This is a genomic window from Apilactobacillus intestinapis (assembly GCF_049166695.1).
In the GTDB taxonomy this organism is placed as follows: domain Bacteria; phylum Bacillota; class Bacilli; order Lactobacillales; family Lactobacillaceae; genus Apilactobacillus; species Apilactobacillus kunkeei_C.
Map to the genome: position 1 here is coordinate 20,326 of NZ_JBMHFD010000011.1, position 15,395 is coordinate 35,720.

The 15,395-nt window shown below is 36.8% G+C and carries 13 protein-coding genes; 3 read left to right on the forward strand and 10 right to left on the reverse strand.

The window, feature by feature from the left end; genetic code table 11:
* Nucleotides 1–335 precede the first annotated feature (335 nt).
* The 10 genes from ACOMA7_RS06470 to ACOMA7_RS06515 all read right to left on the reverse strand — a co-directional run bounded on the left by ACOMA7_RS06470 (nucleotide 336) and on the right by ACOMA7_RS06515 (nucleotide 11,810).
* Nucleotides 336–1,580 carry an LPXTG cell wall anchor domain-containing protein gene (locus ACOMA7_RS06470; protein WP_421392771.1) on the reverse strand — a complete coding sequence of 415 codons (1,245 nt, stop codon included), beginning with the start codon at nucleotides 1,578–1,580 and terminating at the stop codon, nucleotides 336–338.
* Between the two features lie 153 nt (nucleotides 1,581–1,733).
* Nucleotides 1,734–2,930 carry an LPXTG cell wall anchor domain-containing protein gene (locus tag ACOMA7_RS06475; RefSeq protein WP_421392774.1) on the reverse strand — a complete coding sequence of 399 codons (1,197 nt, stop codon included), beginning with the start codon at nucleotides 2,928–2,930 and terminating at the stop codon, nucleotides 1,734–1,736.
* Nucleotides 2,931–3,089: 159 nt separating this feature from the next.
* Complete coding sequence (locus ACOMA7_RS06480) at nucleotides 3,090–5,117, reverse strand: cupredoxin domain-containing protein (RefSeq protein WP_421392776.1); 2,028 nt, start codon at nucleotides 5,115–5,117, stop codon at nucleotides 3,090–3,092.
* Nucleotides 5,118–5,271: 154 nt separating this feature from the next.
* Nucleotides 5,272–7,392, reverse strand: a complete 2,121-nt coding sequence (locus ACOMA7_RS06485) for a hypothetical protein (RefSeq protein WP_421392778.1) — start codon at nucleotides 7,390–7,392, stop codon at nucleotides 5,272–5,274.
* 155 nt (nucleotides 7,393–7,547) lie between these two features.
* Entirely contained in the window at nucleotides 7,548–7,835 is a 288-nt protein-coding gene (locus ACOMA7_RS06490; protein WP_034530871.1) for a hypothetical protein, read from the reverse strand.
* A gap of 89 nt (nucleotides 7,836–7,924) precedes the next feature.
* Nucleotides 7,925–8,779 (reverse strand): DUF4097 family beta strand repeat-containing protein, encoded by an 855-nt coding sequence (locus ACOMA7_RS06495; RefSeq protein WP_301945944.1) that lies wholly within the window; start codon nucleotides 8,777–8,779, stop codon nucleotides 7,925–7,927.
* Nucleotides 8,766–9,374 (reverse strand): HAAS signaling domain-containing protein, encoded by a 609-nt coding sequence (locus ACOMA7_RS06500; RefSeq protein ID WP_421392782.1) that lies wholly within the window; start codon nucleotides 9,372–9,374, stop codon nucleotides 8,766–8,768. Before ACOMA7_RS06500 ends, ACOMA7_RS06495 begins: the two co-directional genes overlap by 14 nt.
* Nucleotides 9,375–9,376: 2 nt before the next feature.
* Nucleotides 9,377–9,682 (reverse strand): PadR family transcriptional regulator, encoded by a 306-nt coding sequence (locus ACOMA7_RS06505; protein ID WP_034530877.1) that lies wholly within the window; start codon nucleotides 9,680–9,682, stop codon nucleotides 9,377–9,379.
* Nucleotides 9,683–9,781: 99 nt separating this feature from the next.
* Nucleotides 9,782–10,288: a hypothetical protein gene (locus ACOMA7_RS06510; protein WP_421392786.1), complete on the reverse strand. Its 507-nt coding sequence runs from the start codon at nucleotides 10,286–10,288 to the stop codon at nucleotides 9,782–9,784.
* A gap of 115 nt (nucleotides 10,289–10,403) precedes the next feature.
* Complete coding sequence (locus ACOMA7_RS06515) at nucleotides 10,404–11,810, reverse strand: sucrose-6-phosphate hydrolase (RefSeq protein WP_421392789.1); 1,407 nt, start codon at nucleotides 11,808–11,810, stop codon at nucleotides 10,404–10,406.
* Nucleotides 11,811–12,071: 261 nt separating this feature from the next.
* Here ACOMA7_RS06515 and scrK point away from each other — a divergent pair, with 261 nt between their 5' ends.
* Genes scrK through ACOMA7_RS06530 form a run of 3 tightly spaced genes read left to right on the forward strand, consistent with a single transcriptional unit; the run spans nucleotide 12,072 to nucleotide 15,248 of the window.
* On the forward strand, nucleotides 12,072–12,968 hold the full coding sequence (gene scrK, locus ACOMA7_RS06520) for a fructokinase ScrK (RefSeq protein ID WP_421392792.1): 897 nt from the start codon (nucleotides 12,072–12,074) through the stop codon (nucleotides 12,966–12,968).
* Between the two features lie 18 nt (nucleotides 12,969–12,986).
* The gene (locus ACOMA7_RS06525) at nucleotides 12,987–14,342 is read left to right on the forward strand and encodes a glucose-6-phosphate isomerase (RefSeq protein ID WP_054607792.1); all 1,356 of its coding nucleotides are present in this window, start codon (nucleotides 12,987–12,989) and stop codon (nucleotides 14,340–14,342) included.
* Nucleotides 14,343–14,357: 15 nt separating this feature from the next.
* Nucleotides 14,358–15,248, forward strand: coding sequence for an ROK family protein (locus ACOMA7_RS06530; protein ID WP_053796163.1), 891 nt, complete (start codon nucleotides 14,358–14,360; stop codon nucleotides 15,246–15,248).
* Nucleotides 15,249–15,395: the final 147 nt, after the last annotated feature.

Consider the following 15,395-nt stretch of genomic DNA (forward strand, 5'->3'; position numbering starts at 1 on the left):
AAGGTGCTTTTGCAAAAAAATGTTTAAAAGCCATAAGATACAAAAGCTGTTATATCAACGTTTTAAATATAAAGCGCAATTAAGCTGGTTGATCGATTTTTTTGCATAAAATTTTAAATATTTTTAGCAAATTACGGCTAAAAACGTCATTTTTTACTGACTAAAAATAAGTTTATGGTTAGATTTTTTGGATAAAAAGTACAATTAATTAAACGAATTTAATGTCAATTTTAGATAATTGTTAAACGTTTTTGTCTCAAAATGCAAAAAAGACGACAGAATTACATAAGTAATTTCGTCGTCTTAATATTTATATAAAAATTGAAATAGTTAATCTATTTGTTCTTTCTTCTTAGACCGAAATAAGCAAGTCCTAGACCAAGTGCAATGGTAGCAACACCTAATGCGATTGCTCTAGCTTGGTTAGTGTTATCGCCAGTTTGTGGTAATTTAGCACGAACGTCCTTCTTTTCTGCAACTGGAGTTTGTTTAGTTTCCTTTGCAGCGGCTTTCTTTGCTTCACCCTTGTTTGCAGGATCAACAATCACCATTGTCTTTTCATTACTCTTTGGAGCTTGTGATGCAGATGATGAAGCGGTTGATGATTGTGCTGAACTTTCAGTTGAAGTAGCTGTAGTTGATGATGCATTTTCTGATGTAGCAACTGAAGAAGCAGCTTCTGATTTTACGTTTTGAGTTGCTGCGCTTGACTGCTCAGTTGAGTCACTTGATTGTGATGATTGGGTAACTTCACCTGATTGCTGAACAGTGGTTGTTGCCGCACTTGATTGTTCAACCGTTTTAGTAGATTCACTTACTGAAGCACTTTCCTTTTTGTCATCACTTGATGAAGATGATTGAGCTGATGAAGATGATTGACCTGGTGTGCTTGAAGCATCGGAAGTTGGTTGAGTGTTAGTTGTGGTTGTTGGCTTTGTATTTGATTCTGAAGTAGAGTTATTCTGTTGTTCAGCCTTTTGAACTGTTGTTGGTGCAATTACGGAAATGTTAAAAGTCGTTAATCCATTATCAACAGTTGCTGGGAAGTCTGTGTATGAATATCTATTTGATTGAGCCCATTCACTTAATTCTTTTGTACTAGTTTGAGTGTACTGAGTTACTTCTGGTTTCACTTCTGTGTAAACAATATTGCCGTTTTGATCAACTAAGTTGATTGTTAGTCTATGAGTAGGTTGAGTCAAATGGAAAGTATAATTTCCAGCTTTACTCATATCTAAAGCATCTGGAACATCATTTGTATCCTTACTAATACCAGGAAAACTTGCTAAAGTTGAAAGAATTTGGTCTCTATTAACTTTTACGGGTTGAACTTGATAAGCATAACTAGCTAACGAAAATTCGTTACCATCAGCTGGCTTCTCAATTTGAGAGCCGAATTGGTTAACAAATGTAATTACTACTTTTGACGTTTGCCCAGTTTCATCCGCATGCACTGAGTATGTTGGTGCAAATTGGCCTACTTGTGTTCCAGTCAACAATACCCCTGTAATTGCTGAAACGTAAACGACCTTTTTAGTGTTCTTTAATAGTTTTGAACCTTTCTTATCGAACTTCATCATGCAACATCTCTCTTCTGTATAAAAATTTAATTACAATAGAATTAACTTTCTTTAATCATTATATATTCTTTTTGACTTTTTTATGTACTTTTTGTCTTATTTTGGATAAAAAAGAAGACCCCACCGGGTCTTCTTTTCTTATTTATAGATAGATTATCTATTCTTTCTTCTTAATCCAAAGAATCCAAGAACAGCACCAACAATCATTGCGATGATACCAACACCGGCAATTGCTTGTTGGTTAGTTTTGTCACCAGTTTGTGGTAACTTGCTTGCTTCAGCCTTTGCAGGTTCACCAGCATTGTTACCAGCCTTTTCTGCACCTGGATTTACAGGATCATAAATAACTGATGTCTTTTCATTTTCTTTATTAGCTTCTGACTTCTTTTCAGCCATTGATGACGCTACAGATGAAGCAACAGATGATTCAGATGATGAAGTATTTGCGGCTTCAGAACTTTGGTTTTCAGCTTGTGATGAGGTAGTTGCTTCACTTGAAGCTTCTTCACTGCTTTGGCTAGCCTTTGAAGATTCAGCTGAGCTTTGTGTTGAGCTTTCAGCGCTTGATGCGTTTGAACTTTCAGCACTTGAAGCTTCGCTGGATTGACTTGAACTAGCGGCGCTTGATATTTCAGCTGATGAACTTTCACTTGAAGTAGAGCTTTCATTAGTGTTGGTTCCAGTTGAAGCAGCAGCTGATGATGTAGTGGTTGAAGCACTTTGTTTACCTTCGTTATCGTAAGATGCGGAAGTTTGCCCATGAATAGTAGTACCACTAGCGCTTGATACGTTAGCCTTTGATACTTCAACGTTGTATTGGTATTCATAGTTAAATGGATCTGTGTAACTGTAGCTGTAGTCGTTTGAGAATGGTTCAACTAAGTCTTTGATGTCAGTTGTACCAAAGTCAGTTACAGTGTATCCCTTGGTGGCAAGAACGGCACCGGTATCCTTATCAATGACGTTAACTGTCAAAGTGTGAGTTGGTTGATTCAAGGTGTAGTTGTATTCTGACTTGCTTAAATCAATGGTGTCAGGGATATCCTTGTCGTTCTTGATTTGGTCAGTGAAGTCATATGTCTTGTTGTTGTAGTGCAAAGTGTATGAAAGACGTGACTTTTGGAAGTTGTTGCTATCACTTGAAGCAGTTACGCCACCAAGTGAGTTCTTGTTTTGATCTTGGAAGTTAATTGTTGAATTGTATTTGTATTGATGTTGAGACGTATTGTTTGTGGTATCCGCCTTAGCTAAATAGTTACTGGATGAATTAGCATATTGGGCTCCAGCAAATAATACCCCAGTCATGGCTGCGGCATATACCCATTTCTTAGTATTATTGAATTTAGTCATAATACACAGCTTCTTTCCTATTTCTTTTTACAATTCTATTCTAGGAGCTTTTTGAACAAAGTGTATATTAATGCAGTGATTTTTACTCTTTTTTAAAAAAGGTTACAAAGTTTTTAAGGGCAAACTAAAAAGCAGGCCTATTCAGGTCTGCTTTAATTATTACTTATATTTCTTTACAAACTTAGTAGCTGCTTTCAATGAATTGTTAGCTTTCTTTAAAGCTTTTTGAACTTTAGCGGCTTTCTTCTTGTTGGCCTTTGAATGATTCTTCTTTAGTTTCTTCAATTGAGCAGTTAATGACTTAATTTGTTTGCTATCGTGATTGATAGTTGAAACGCTCTTGAAGTACTTAGTAACCTTTTCTTCCTGTGTTTTTACTGATTTAAGTGCTTTCTTTTCAACGGCTAATTTTGCTTGAAGTTTCTTGTAAGTCGTCTTTTGTTCTTTGGTAGCATGTTTTTTCATCTTTTTCTTCAAAGATTTCAATTTAGCTGTATCAGTATTAACAGCATGTTCACTTTGTTTGTATGTCTTAGTAATCGTTTTTAGTTGTTCTTTGGTTGGTTTGGCATTTTCAGTCTTAGCTTTCACAACTGGTTTGGCAGTTTGTGGAGCGGGTTTTACTACCGGTTTTGGTGCTGGAGCCGGTGTTTTCTTTGTTTCGGGCGCTGGTGTTGATTTCGCTGTAGAAACAACTGGAGAAGCGGTTGAGTGTGATTGAACAGCTGGGGCAGCAGGTTGTTCGGCTGGCACAGATGATGGTTGTGCACTACTTTTTGCTGGTTCAATTGATGGTTGTGATGCAGATGAAACTACTGCGCTGCTCTTTGCAGATTCTACAGCTGGTTGTGATGCAGATGATTGCGGATATGCTTGTTGTGTTTGATTTGATTGTGAAGACTGAGCAGATGAAGATGCTTGTTGTTCTGCAGCTGCTTGACTCTTGGCTGCTGCACTTGATGCTTGTAGACCTGATAATGTATCCGTACTGTGGAATGTGTATGGACCCTTGGTTAGATCAAGGAATGATGGCAAGTCTTTAACGTTATTAAAATTAACAGGTGAAGTATAGTCTTGATTTGCAGGACCTATGTTATTAGTACTAACCAATTGTGATTCTAAACTACCTACAAGTAAAGATACAATGTTATTACCATCAGCTCCTACGACATTAACGGTAGTATAGTAACCATCACTAGTAATCGGTTGTGAGGCATCTGAAACGTATGGACTTGCATAGCCGTAGTCATATGTTTTAACATCACTTGGGTTCGTTGGGGCAACGAATGTACTATCAGTAGTCACATTAACGGTTGCTGTATCTTGATTATTTGAGACGTATTGTTGTCCAGGGTTAATAGAAATTCCATTGTCGTTAAACTTAGATGCATCATCGTTAAAATTGGTATGTCCATAGTTTGTGACTTGTCTAATTGTCCTAAAAACTGTTACATTATTTTGATTAACATAATTAATAGTTAAAGCATGGGTTGGCGCTACTACAAAAAAGCAAAAAACATTATTCCCCTTATGTAACTCAGTAGTATTTCCAATATTCTCGTTGATTGTTAGATCAATGGGCAAGGGTGATGTACTATTGAATAAATTGTTTAATCTATACTTTATTTGTTCTTGATTTAAATCATTTATAATTTTTTGATAGTCTGGATTAGTTTTATTATTCCAATCATACTCGTTACTATCAGTGCTGGAATACTTAGACTCAATATAGTTATAATTTTGATCCTTAATTTCAAAAATAAGCTTATTACTACCATTCAAGTCATTAGGTTCTTGTTCTGCACCCGTTAAATTAACATAAAAAGTATTTGCATCTGGATTTTGGGCATTTTCTTGTGTAGTCGGTGTATATGTATCTGGAATATTAGAGACATCATATCCTAAATCTTGAAGTTTTGTTTTGTAGTAAACCAAATTTGTTGGTTTTCCAATATACCCATTTACAAAGTCTCCAATCGCTTCACTATGGTCATCTGCATTAATGAAATCGATACTAACTTGATCTGATTGATTTGAGCTTTGTGTATCTGAAACTGTATCTGCCTTTGTTGGAACTGAGTCTACATATTGTCCACCAATAAAAATTGCACCAAGTAAAATAGATGAGTACAATGCTTTTTTCCAATATCTAGAAACCTTCAAATTATTATCATTTGATTCCTTCATACAATATCTCCCCCAAATATAAATTGTTAAGAATTTATTAAATTATAACTTTATTATAATATATTTAATCAGAATTTAAAAATCGGATTATATCGAGATTATTAATATCGTAAAAGCAAATAAAAAAGCAGACCTATTTAGATCTACTTTTTTATTACTTGTAGTTCTTTACAAACTTAGTAGCTGCTTTCAATGAATTATTTGCTTTCTTTAAAGCCTTTTTGTCCTTGGAATATTTATTCTTACTTGCCTTAGAATGCTTTTTCTTTAGTTTCTTCATTTGGGCAGTTAATGACTTAATTTGCTTATTATCACGACCGATGGTTGCAACACTCTTGAAGTACTTAAATAGTTTCCCTTCTTGAGTTTTTACTGAATTAAATGCTTTCTTTTCAGCGGCTAATTTTGTTTGAAGTTTCTTGTAAGTCGCTTTTTGTTTCTTTGTGGCATGCTTCTTCATCTTTTTCTTCAAAGCTTTAAGTTTTGAAGTATCAGTTTTAACAACATGTTCACTTTTTTTGTATGTTTTAGTAATAGCTTTTAATTGTGCTTTAGTTGGTTTTGAACTATCAGCCTTAGCTTTAACAACCGGCTTAGCAGATTGTGAAGTTGTTTTAACTGCTGGTTGTGGTGCTGGAGATTGTGTTTGCTTTGGTGCTTGTGCAGGTGCTGGTGTTGCTTTCTCTGTAGAAGTTACTGGTGCAGCAGTTGCGTGTGATTGAACAACCGGAGCTGGTGTTGGTGCTGGTTGTGTACTACTCTTAGCAGGTTCAGCAGCTGATTGTTGATTGCTTTGAGCCGTTTGAGAAGAATTCACATCACTCTTGGTAGTTTGAGGTTCAGTTTGTTGTGAATTATTTTGGGCTTGTTGTTGATTTGAGTTTGAAGGTGTTGAAGTTGATGATGTATTATCATTTTTTGAAGACGACACATTATTAGAAGGTAAATTACTACTAGAATCATCATCTAGTGCCTTTTGATTTTCATACTGCAGCTTCTTAGATCCGCCTTCTCTCCATTCATTATCAATATTATCATCGTGGATAAAAGTATCGCCATGTGAAGCTAAGTATTCATCTGAAACTGTAAAAGTATATGGTCCCTTGTCCAAATCTAATACTGTAGGTATTACATTATCATCCATATACTTATCGGCCGTAAACAAATGAGTAAACCTTGTATAAATTAAATTGCTTTTTTGATTACTGAAAATTGCAGAATCTAAAAGTTTACCATTCTTATCAACAAAATTAACTTTTGTGTGAAATTCATTTTCAGCTGGATTATATGAATCATCATTTCCCTCAGCTGAAGATACGTTATCAATATCTGGAATATCTCTTACATTTTCGTCACCATAAAAAGATTCATTATTTGGATTAAAATTAGATGTCCTATTTACCACAATGTCATAATTTGTTTCATTATTGGGTACATTTTTTAATAAATCATTGGGATTAGCGATTGAATACTCATCGTCTAATCTATCCTTAACATAATCTGTGCTGGTTGTTCCATAATTTGTAACTGCATATAAATACTTAGTTATAATTTTATTATTGGTACTATCTACGGTGTTAATGCTCAATACATGATAAGGCAGTTGAACAATTAAGTCATACACTTGATTTTTATTAGTTGTATCAATAATGCTGGATGAAGGTCTATAAACAACGTTATATCCGTCGTTTTTTATTTTGTTAATTAAATTATCAATATTATAGGTACTGCTTGGGGTATCATAATAACTTTTAATGTAATTACCATTAAAATCAATTAATTTAAATTGAGCCAATCCATCCTTGTGATCAACTGATTTCATTTGAATATGAATACCTTTATCATTCATAGTGACAGTACTAGGAATATTATATGTCTCGAATCCCTTGTCTTTTAAATATTGTGAAGCAAAAGAAGTATTAACTATAGTTCCTTTGTCGTAAACTCCAGCATAACTATTAGGATCATCCGGATCTGAAATTATGTATTTACCATTGTATGGAGTATCAAAATTTTCGGCACCAGGATAGTAATATGCATAATCAGGATCAAAATATATTTCTCCACCATCAGAGCTAGAAATAACTGGACCATCCCATGAATCATTGTCTGTCGTCTTAGAATCAACACCATTTTGATTGTTTTCACTTGCTTGAGCTTGAACAATACCTAGGTATTGCCACCCTGAGTATAATGCTCCCATTAAAATTGATGAATAAATTAATTTCATCAAACAATTAAATAATTTATTGTGGTTCGTTGAATCATTTTTCATTTAGCATCCCCCTGATATATTAAAATGTTTTTATCGAACTATAATAATATTATAATTCTTTTAGCAACCATTTAACAATGCATTTATTTTTCATTAACTATTTCCATATACATACGCACAAAAAAAGACCGACTCAATCGAGTCGGTCTAATTCTTTAAATATTCCACTTGCCGTCTACCTTTTTGAACTTAGGTGCACGGTGTTTTTTAATATCTTCTTCAGCTTCACTTACAGCTTGTTCACGAATGTCTTCTGAGTATTCGGAAATCATATCAATGAAGTCGTCGTCGGTGATATTTTGATCATTTTGGCTGTTGTATTCTTCCTTACTATTCTTTAATAGCACTTGGCCAATTTCTTCGACGTCAGCGTCACTTAAGTCTGAGTAGACAGCTACCCATAAATTATACATGTAATTAAAAACGATTTTATCGTTAAACACGTTATTGTCCCTCCTGATATGATTTACATTATTATACTTATAATTTTACTATATTTGCTAATAAATTTATATGCTATATCGTAAAATGATTATTCTAACACCGTAATTGTCCCTGTATTGGACTTAAATTGGTATTGCTTGTCGGTATTAACCGCCTTTACCGCTGTTTTTACAGTTGGTTTAGGACCTGATGTATTCACATCTAGTCTGGCATCTTCTGATTTCTTTAGCTGCGCAAAGATATTACCAGTGTCAGTAATAACTGAAAGATGGCTTTCAATTGTCGGTCTGTCAATATTGACATCCCCTGTAGTTGACTTGATTGCTAATGATTTAAAACTACTATTGTGTAAATCAACGTAGTTGTCTCCGGCATCAATTTGGCTAGCATCCCCATTGAATGTACTATCGGCGATTGAGACACGGTCTTCAATGCCGCGCACGCGAATGGATTTAGCATTAACGTCCTTTATTTTGACGTTCCCCCATCCGGTAACATCCAATGGTGACTTATTACTGTAGTGTTTTAGTTTTAGACTGAAACGATTATCTAAACCATCAACCTTAGTCAATTGGTGACTAGGCACAGTCACTGTCACAAATGATAGTCTTGATAGTTCACCCATTTGAAAGTTGGTTGAGAAGCTACTTTCGTTATTGTCTTGGCGTAATTCCAAAGTCCCATTTTGCACCTTATATACTAGTGGATGATCCTTTGAATCAGTGGATGTGATGGTAAACTCACTACCGGATTTTATTGTTAGGTTGATGTTTCCATACGCGCTAATCTTATCGTATGCCTTCACCGGCTTGGTGTATGTCTTATCCATATTACGACTAAAGAAAATATCGGTGATACTTTGGTCGGACTTAGCGTATCCGATTGAAAAGACGATTCCTCCAGCAACGATTAGACCTAATCCGATTAGACTAAATTTCTTCATTGTTGACTCTCCCTTCATCATTGCCATATCTTAGGCACTTCTTGTATGTCCAGATTGTGACGTGTTGAATCCAGTTGGCCAATCTTTTCACTAACCATTTTGATAATGGATATAATTCCATGGATAGACCAAGGGAGAATAGTGCCATCCCTAATACCATGATGCTTTCAAACAAGTGACCTGTGATGTTGGTCACACCCCATACCGTTGCACATAGAAAAACGATAAAGCTCAAAATTAGTACTAATACAACCGCAAGCACCATTAGGCTGGCTGCCAAAACGGCACCAAAAATCACTAGGATTAGACTAATTACGACCGGAATTAATAGTGGGCTGGCAAACAATGCCAAGATCACAATTGATGGTAATTCCCAGAACTTTTGCGGTGTTGAACTATCTGAATTGTTGATAGAAATATCGGCACGAATTTGTAGTGCTAAACGGTTTGGTGAACCCAACTCCTTCACACATTCCTCGTATGTATTTAAGTTTTCATCCGTTAGATAGTCGGCGTAGTAGCTGATAGCGTCCATCGCGTCTTGTTCGCTAAGTTTCTTCAAGTGTTGAGTCAGTTCCTCGATATACTGATTCAATTTTATCCCCCCATTAAATCATCGATGCCGGTCTTAAACGTCATCCATTCTGTCTTTACTTCTTCTAGCTGTGTCTTTCCTGCTTCAGTAATCCGGTAGTATCTGCGGTTACGGCCTTCAAACGATTCGTCGTATGTGTCGACCAATCCTTCTGATTTTAAACGGCGCATGACCGGATACATTGTCGAATTAGAAACGTTAATGGACTCTTGAACTCGCTTAGTAAGTTCATATCCATACATCTCTTCTTGTTCCAATAGACCCAAGACACAACCATCTAATAGCTTCGTTGCTACTTTAATGGCCATTTGAACATCTCCAGTTATATTTCAAATTATATTATACGACATATAATATTATACAAAAATAAAAAAAGCAACTAGAAATTTAATCTAGCTGCTTTTCATTTAAAACCGGTCTGAGTATTTATCGACTAATTTTTCTGTTCTAAAAAAGCCAACCTTATCTCCGGTATTATTGTTTAGCATCACTAATGTTTCATGTCCTCTGTACTCACCATATCCATAAGTCGTCTCTGGGTCGGTCGACTTGCTGGTCCCCCATGGCTTTGAGAAGTATTCATTGTGACCGTTTTGTCTGTAGTATCCGCTGTAGACCGGAGTGAAAAACGTTCCTTTACGCACTTTGACATTCTTGGCGTTAATACTATAAATCTTGCTTCCGGTTTCTGATCCGTTACCATCCACGAAAACGGCCTTCTTTTTATCAAAGGAAATCGACATGTGATAATCTTGACCATTAATTTCTTTTTCACCATACCAGGTTCCACGAATGCTCTTTGGATTAGAGCTAATGTATTGGACTTGCGCTGAGGCTTTGGTGGTTGAAAAACTAACGGCAATGAATGCAAACATTATTAACACTATCAATTCGATAATGCTTTTCAGCTTCATAAATGTATCCCCCGATACGTAATTATTACAACTCTATTATGATTATATTATTAAGTATTGATTAAGTCGATAAAAATAAAAACGGCAACCAGAAATATAACTAGTTGCAGTTTTCTTACATATTACCAATCTTGTTTTGTTTAACACTCATATTTTCACTATTAACCCTGACTTCATTACCGTCGTGGAAGAATTGTCCGGTCATGGTAATCTTGCCGCCTAGGATGTAGATTTCAAATACTGTGTTGTCTAAATAGAAATCAACTGATGAAGCTTCACCCTTGAATGTGCGCATTGAAGTATCTTCACCGACATTCTTGCGTTTCAATGTCCATTCTTGGTCACTTTCATCGTATGACAAACGAAGATAGCTATCTTCTGATTCCAAGTTCAAATTGAAGTGTCCATCAAATGGTGCAGCTTCAATGTGTTTTTGTAAATCAGTGTCACTTGCTTCATCTTCTTCGATTAATTGTTTGAATTCTTGGACTGGGCGTTGAGTTAAGTCACCATCTTCAATGTGTAATTCCCTTACCATTGAAAGTTCACCTTCCCAACCTTCTTGATCAGATAGGTATTCGGTATCAGGCAAACCAATCCAACCGACAGATAGCAAGCGACCATCGGGAGCATTCAATACTTGAGTGGCGTAGTAGTCGAAACCTTCATCAAGTTGTTTCATTTCCGAAGGATTAATCAATTTCATTTCTTCGAAGTCTAAGTTATCCGCAACAATGTATGCGTTTGGGTGAACGTTGTCATAATGGAATTCGTGTTTGTCGGCACCTTGTGGGCAGAAGATTACTACGACTTTTCCATCGATGAAACCAACGTTTGGACATTCAGCCATGTAGCCTAGGTTGTCAGTTCCAAGATCTAACTTCTTGTATAGTTCCCAGCCGTTTTCAATGTCTTTAGTGCGGTAGGTTAGGATTTCACCGGCATTATCGACGGTTTGGGCACCCAAAAATGCGTAGTAGTAGTCGCCGTTCTTAATGACTTGGGGGTCTCTAAAGTGACCGGTAACTCCAGTTGGTTCACTTTCAATCAATGGGTGATCTAGTTTTGAGATATTATTATCGTCATCCATCCAAGCACCTAATTGGTAAGGATGTCTAGCCATTTCTTCACCTTCAAATGTATTTCCGGTGTACATCAAGAATAGCTTATCGTCAACGTTAATGGCACTACCGGAATAACATCCATTACGGTCAGAATATAAGTCCGGCACCATTGGCTTGTCGATGAACTTCCAGTGAACTAAGTCATCTGACACCATGTGTTGCCAACTCTTTAGTCCATGAACAGCACCGTATGGGAATGCTTGGTAGAACAAGTGCCATTGGTTATTGAAGTATGAAAAACCGTTGGGGTCATTCAATAAACCGGTTTGAGTAGTAATGTGGTATCCAGGACGCCAGTGAGATTTAGCAATCTTTGTTTCCAATTTATTTAACACTTCTGGGTCCCAATCTTTATATAGTCGACCTAATCGATCGATATTCCAGTACTTTGTATCCATTTCTCTAGCCTCACTTTTTTCGTATTATTGTGTCTAATTGTAGCAGGTTTACGGGTTAAATGAAACCGTTTACATTATCTTTATAAAATCTTTAAAAAGCCCGCCATTGTAGTTATATATCCATGACAATTGATTTTTAAATTCTTAACCTTTTTTAACTATTTTTTACTTGTATTTAGAAAAATCGGGTCCATAATAAAAATTGGGAGCGCATTCAAAAACTAATACTCCCCATAGAAAAAGGTTAAAGGAGATTCAACTATGAAATTTGGTAGCATTGAAGCAGGCGGAACAAAATTTGTTTGCGCCGTAGGTAATGAAAACTATGAAATTCTTGACAGTGTGAGAATTCCTACCACCACTCCTGATGAAACATTAAGCAAATGTATTGAATACTTCGAAAAATTCGACGACTTAACCGCCATGAGTATTGCGTCATTTGGTCCCATCGAAGTGCGCACAGACTCACCAAAATATGGTTATATAACAGACACACCAAAACCAAACTGGTCCAACACTAACTTCTTAGGAACAATGAAGAAACATTTCGATATTCCTATCTTTTGGACTACTGATGTTAATGGTTCCGCTTATGGTGAATACATTACATCAATTAGAAATCATAATCCATTACAAACACTGGTATACTACACTTTCGGTACTGGTGTTGGAGCCGGAATTATCAATGAAGGTTCATTCATTGGTTCTCTAGGTCACCCTGAAGCTGGACACATTTATCTAAAACGCCACCCAGACGATTTAGACTTTAAGGGATTATGTCCATACCACCACAGCTGTCTAGAAGGTCTAGCAGCTGGTCCTACTTTTGACGTTCGTTGCGGTAAGAAAGGTAAAGATGTTCCTATGGATGATCCTGTATGGGACATCATGGCTTACTACATTGCCCAAGCGGTAATGCAAGCTACCCTATTCATCCGTCCACAAAAAGTTATTTTAGGTGGTGGAGTAATCTCTGAACCAGTCATCAAGAAAGTTCGTGAACAATTCAAGGAAATGTTCAACGACTACGTTGAAGTTGGCGACTTAGACTACTACATCACTATGCCAACATGTGAAGACAACGGTTCAGCTACAATCGGTAACTTCGCATTAGCATCAAGACAATACTACAAAGAAAACATCGTTAAAATTGATTAATCGATGGAGGAACATAAAATGAAACGAGTTGAATTAGACACCAAAGGTCTAAAGTCCTTTGTGCAATCAAATGAATTAAAGGAAATCGCCCCAATGGTACAAACCGCCCGTGACTTATTAGTTCACGGAACCGGTGTTGAAGCCAAAATGGGTGACTGGGTAAACTTACCAGACGAATACGATCCCGTTGAATTCGACCGTATTAAAGACGCTGCCAGAGACATTCAAGAAAAATCAGATGTCCTAGTTGTTATCGGTATTGGTGGTTCATACCTAGGTGCCAAGATGGCATTAGATTTCCTACACGGAAGTTTCTTCAACTTAGAAGGTACTGACAAGCACCCTCAAATCTTCTTCGCAGGTAACACAATTAGCCCTGCTTACACTGCCGACTTACTACGTGTAATCGGTGATCGTGACTTCTCAGTTAACGTTATTTCTAAGTCAGGTACCACTACTGAACCAGCAATGGCATTTAGAATCTTCAAAGAAAAGTTAATTGAAAAATACGGTGAAGAAGAAGCTAACAAGCGTATTTACGTAACTACTGACGCTAAGAAAGGTGCTTTACACGATGAAGCAATCGATCAAGGCTACACTAGTTTCGTAATCCCTAATGGAATTGGTGGAAGATACTCAGTACTAACTCCGGTTGGTCTTCTTCCAATCGCCGCATCAGGTGCTAACATCGATGATTTAATGGACGGTGCACACGAAGCTCAAGTTGCATTAAAGGACGCTCCTTTATATGAAAACGACTCACTTCTATACGCTGCTTACAGAAACATCTTATACCGTAAAGGCTACACTAATGAAATCCTTGAAAGTTACGAACCACATCTTCGTTTCCTAGCCGAATGGTGGAAACAACTTGCAGGTGAAACCGAAGGAAAGAACTACAAGGGTATCTACCCTAGTTCAGCTATCTTCAGTACTGATTTACACTCATTAGGTCAATACATCCAAGAAGGGATGCGTAACCTAATGGAAACAGTTGTTGAAATCAAACAACCTGCTTCAAACCTAGGTATTCCTGCCAACGAAGAAAACTTAGATGGTCTAAAGTACTTGGAAAACACTACAATGGACGAAGTTAACAAGACTGCAAGAGAAGCCGTTGTTATCGCTCACACAAACGGTGGCGTACCAAACATGTTGGTAACAGCTGAAGACAACAGCGAAGCTACTTTAGGTTACTTAATCTACTTCTTCGAATTTGCGATTGCAGTTTCAGGTTACCTAAACGGTATTAACCCATTCAACCAACCAGGTGTTGAAGACTACAAGCAAAACATGTTTGCCCTACTTGGTAAACCAGGATACGAAGAAAGACGTAAGGAAATTCAAGAACAAGATAACGAAAAATTTCACTAAAAAGAGGCGTTGAATATGTTATTAGGAAGTCTCTGTACCACTGATCACAACCAAATGGTTTGTGCTGTTGGTGACGGTAAGTGCAATATCTCAGACTGGATTGTAATTGATTTAACTGAACCTCAAGAAACTTTGAAAAAAGCTATCGACTACTTCAAAGGTTTTGACGATTTAGCAGCTATTGGTATCTCATCATTCGGTCCTTTGGAACTTCGTACTTACTCTTCTCAATACGGTTATATTAAAGAATCCTCCCGCCCTAACTGGCAAAATATTAACCTATTGGGCACATTCAAACATCATTTCAATATTCCAATCTCATTTACAACTGATGTTAACAGCCGTGCCTATGGAGAGTACATTAGCTCGATTCTAAAAGATGATCCTATCTTGAGTCTGGCATACATCACAATCAGTGATGGTGTCGGTGTCGGAATTGTAAACGATGGAAAGTTTGTTGGACACATGGGAAGCCCTGAAATTGGTCATATCATCCCCCAAAGAAACGTTAACGACCAAGACTTCAAGGGAACCTGTCCATATCAAGGTGACTGTTTAGAAGGACTTGTATCAACCAAGGCCATCGAAGCCAGAACTCACCAACGCCCACAAGAAATCTCAATGTTTAACCCCCTATGGGATACTGTGGCGTTCTACATCGCACAATCCGTAATTCAAACCACTGTCTTCATCAGACCACAAAAGGTTATCTTAGGTGGTAGTATTTTAAACGAAATAGAATTAGGCAAGATTAAGGAACAATTCAAGAAGCTATTCGATGGCTACCTTGATGTCGGTGATATCGATCAATACATCACCCTTCCTAGTCAAGACGCTGACAAGTTATCAATCATTGGTAACCTTGCTTTAGCAAAACAACAATTCTACTCAGAAGACATTAGATAAATAAAAAAGACGCCGCAATGTGCACTGCACCCCAAAGTTTGTACAAAACTTTGGGGTGTTTTTGTGTCTAAATATAAAGTAGAAGATAAATTAAATGTAATTAACGCATACCTAAACGGTATGGGATCTCAAATGGTAGCTAGAAAA

Excerpts from the sequence above, each read along its gene's own strand:
- ACOMA7_RS06530 (WP_053796163.1), top strand. The coding sequence starts at position 14,358 with ATGTTATTAGGAAGTCTCTGTACCACTGATCACAACCAAATGGTTTGT.
- ACOMA7_RS06470 (WP_421392771.1), bottom strand. The coding sequence starts at position 1,580 with ATGATGAAGTTCGATAAGAAAGGTTCAAAACTATTAAAGAACACTAAA.
- scrK (WP_421392792.1), top strand. The coding sequence starts at position 12,072 with ATGAAATTTGGTAGCATTGAAGCAGGCGGAACAAAATTTGTTTGCGCC.
- ACOMA7_RS06495 (WP_301945944.1), bottom strand. The coding sequence starts at position 8,779 with ATGAAGAAATTTAGTCTAATCGGATTAGGTCTAATCGTTGCTGGAGGA.
- ACOMA7_RS06480 (WP_421392776.1), bottom strand. The coding sequence starts at position 5,117 with ATGAAGGAATCAAATGATAATAATTTGAAGGTTTCTAGATATTGGAAA.
- ACOMA7_RS06515 (WP_421392789.1), bottom strand. The coding sequence starts at position 11,810 with ATGGATACAAAGTACTGGAATATCGATCGATTAGGTCGACTATATAAA.
- ACOMA7_RS06505 (WP_034530877.1), bottom strand. The coding sequence starts at position 9,682 with ATGGCCATTAAAGTAGCAACGAAGCTATTAGATGGTTGTGTCTTGGGT.
- ACOMA7_RS06525 (WP_054607792.1), top strand. The coding sequence starts at position 12,987 with ATGAAACGAGTTGAATTAGACACCAAAGGTCTAAAGTCCTTTGTGCAA.
- ACOMA7_RS06485 (WP_421392778.1), bottom strand. The coding sequence starts at position 7,392 with ATGAAAAATGATTCAACGAACCACAATAAATTATTTAATTGTTTGATG.
- ACOMA7_RS06475 (WP_421392774.1), bottom strand. The coding sequence starts at position 2,930 with ATGACTAAATTCAATAATACTAAGAAATGGGTATATGCCGCAGCCATG.
- ACOMA7_RS06510 (WP_421392786.1), bottom strand. The coding sequence starts at position 10,288 with ATGAAGCTGAAAAGCATTATCGAATTGATAGTGTTAATAATGTTTGCA.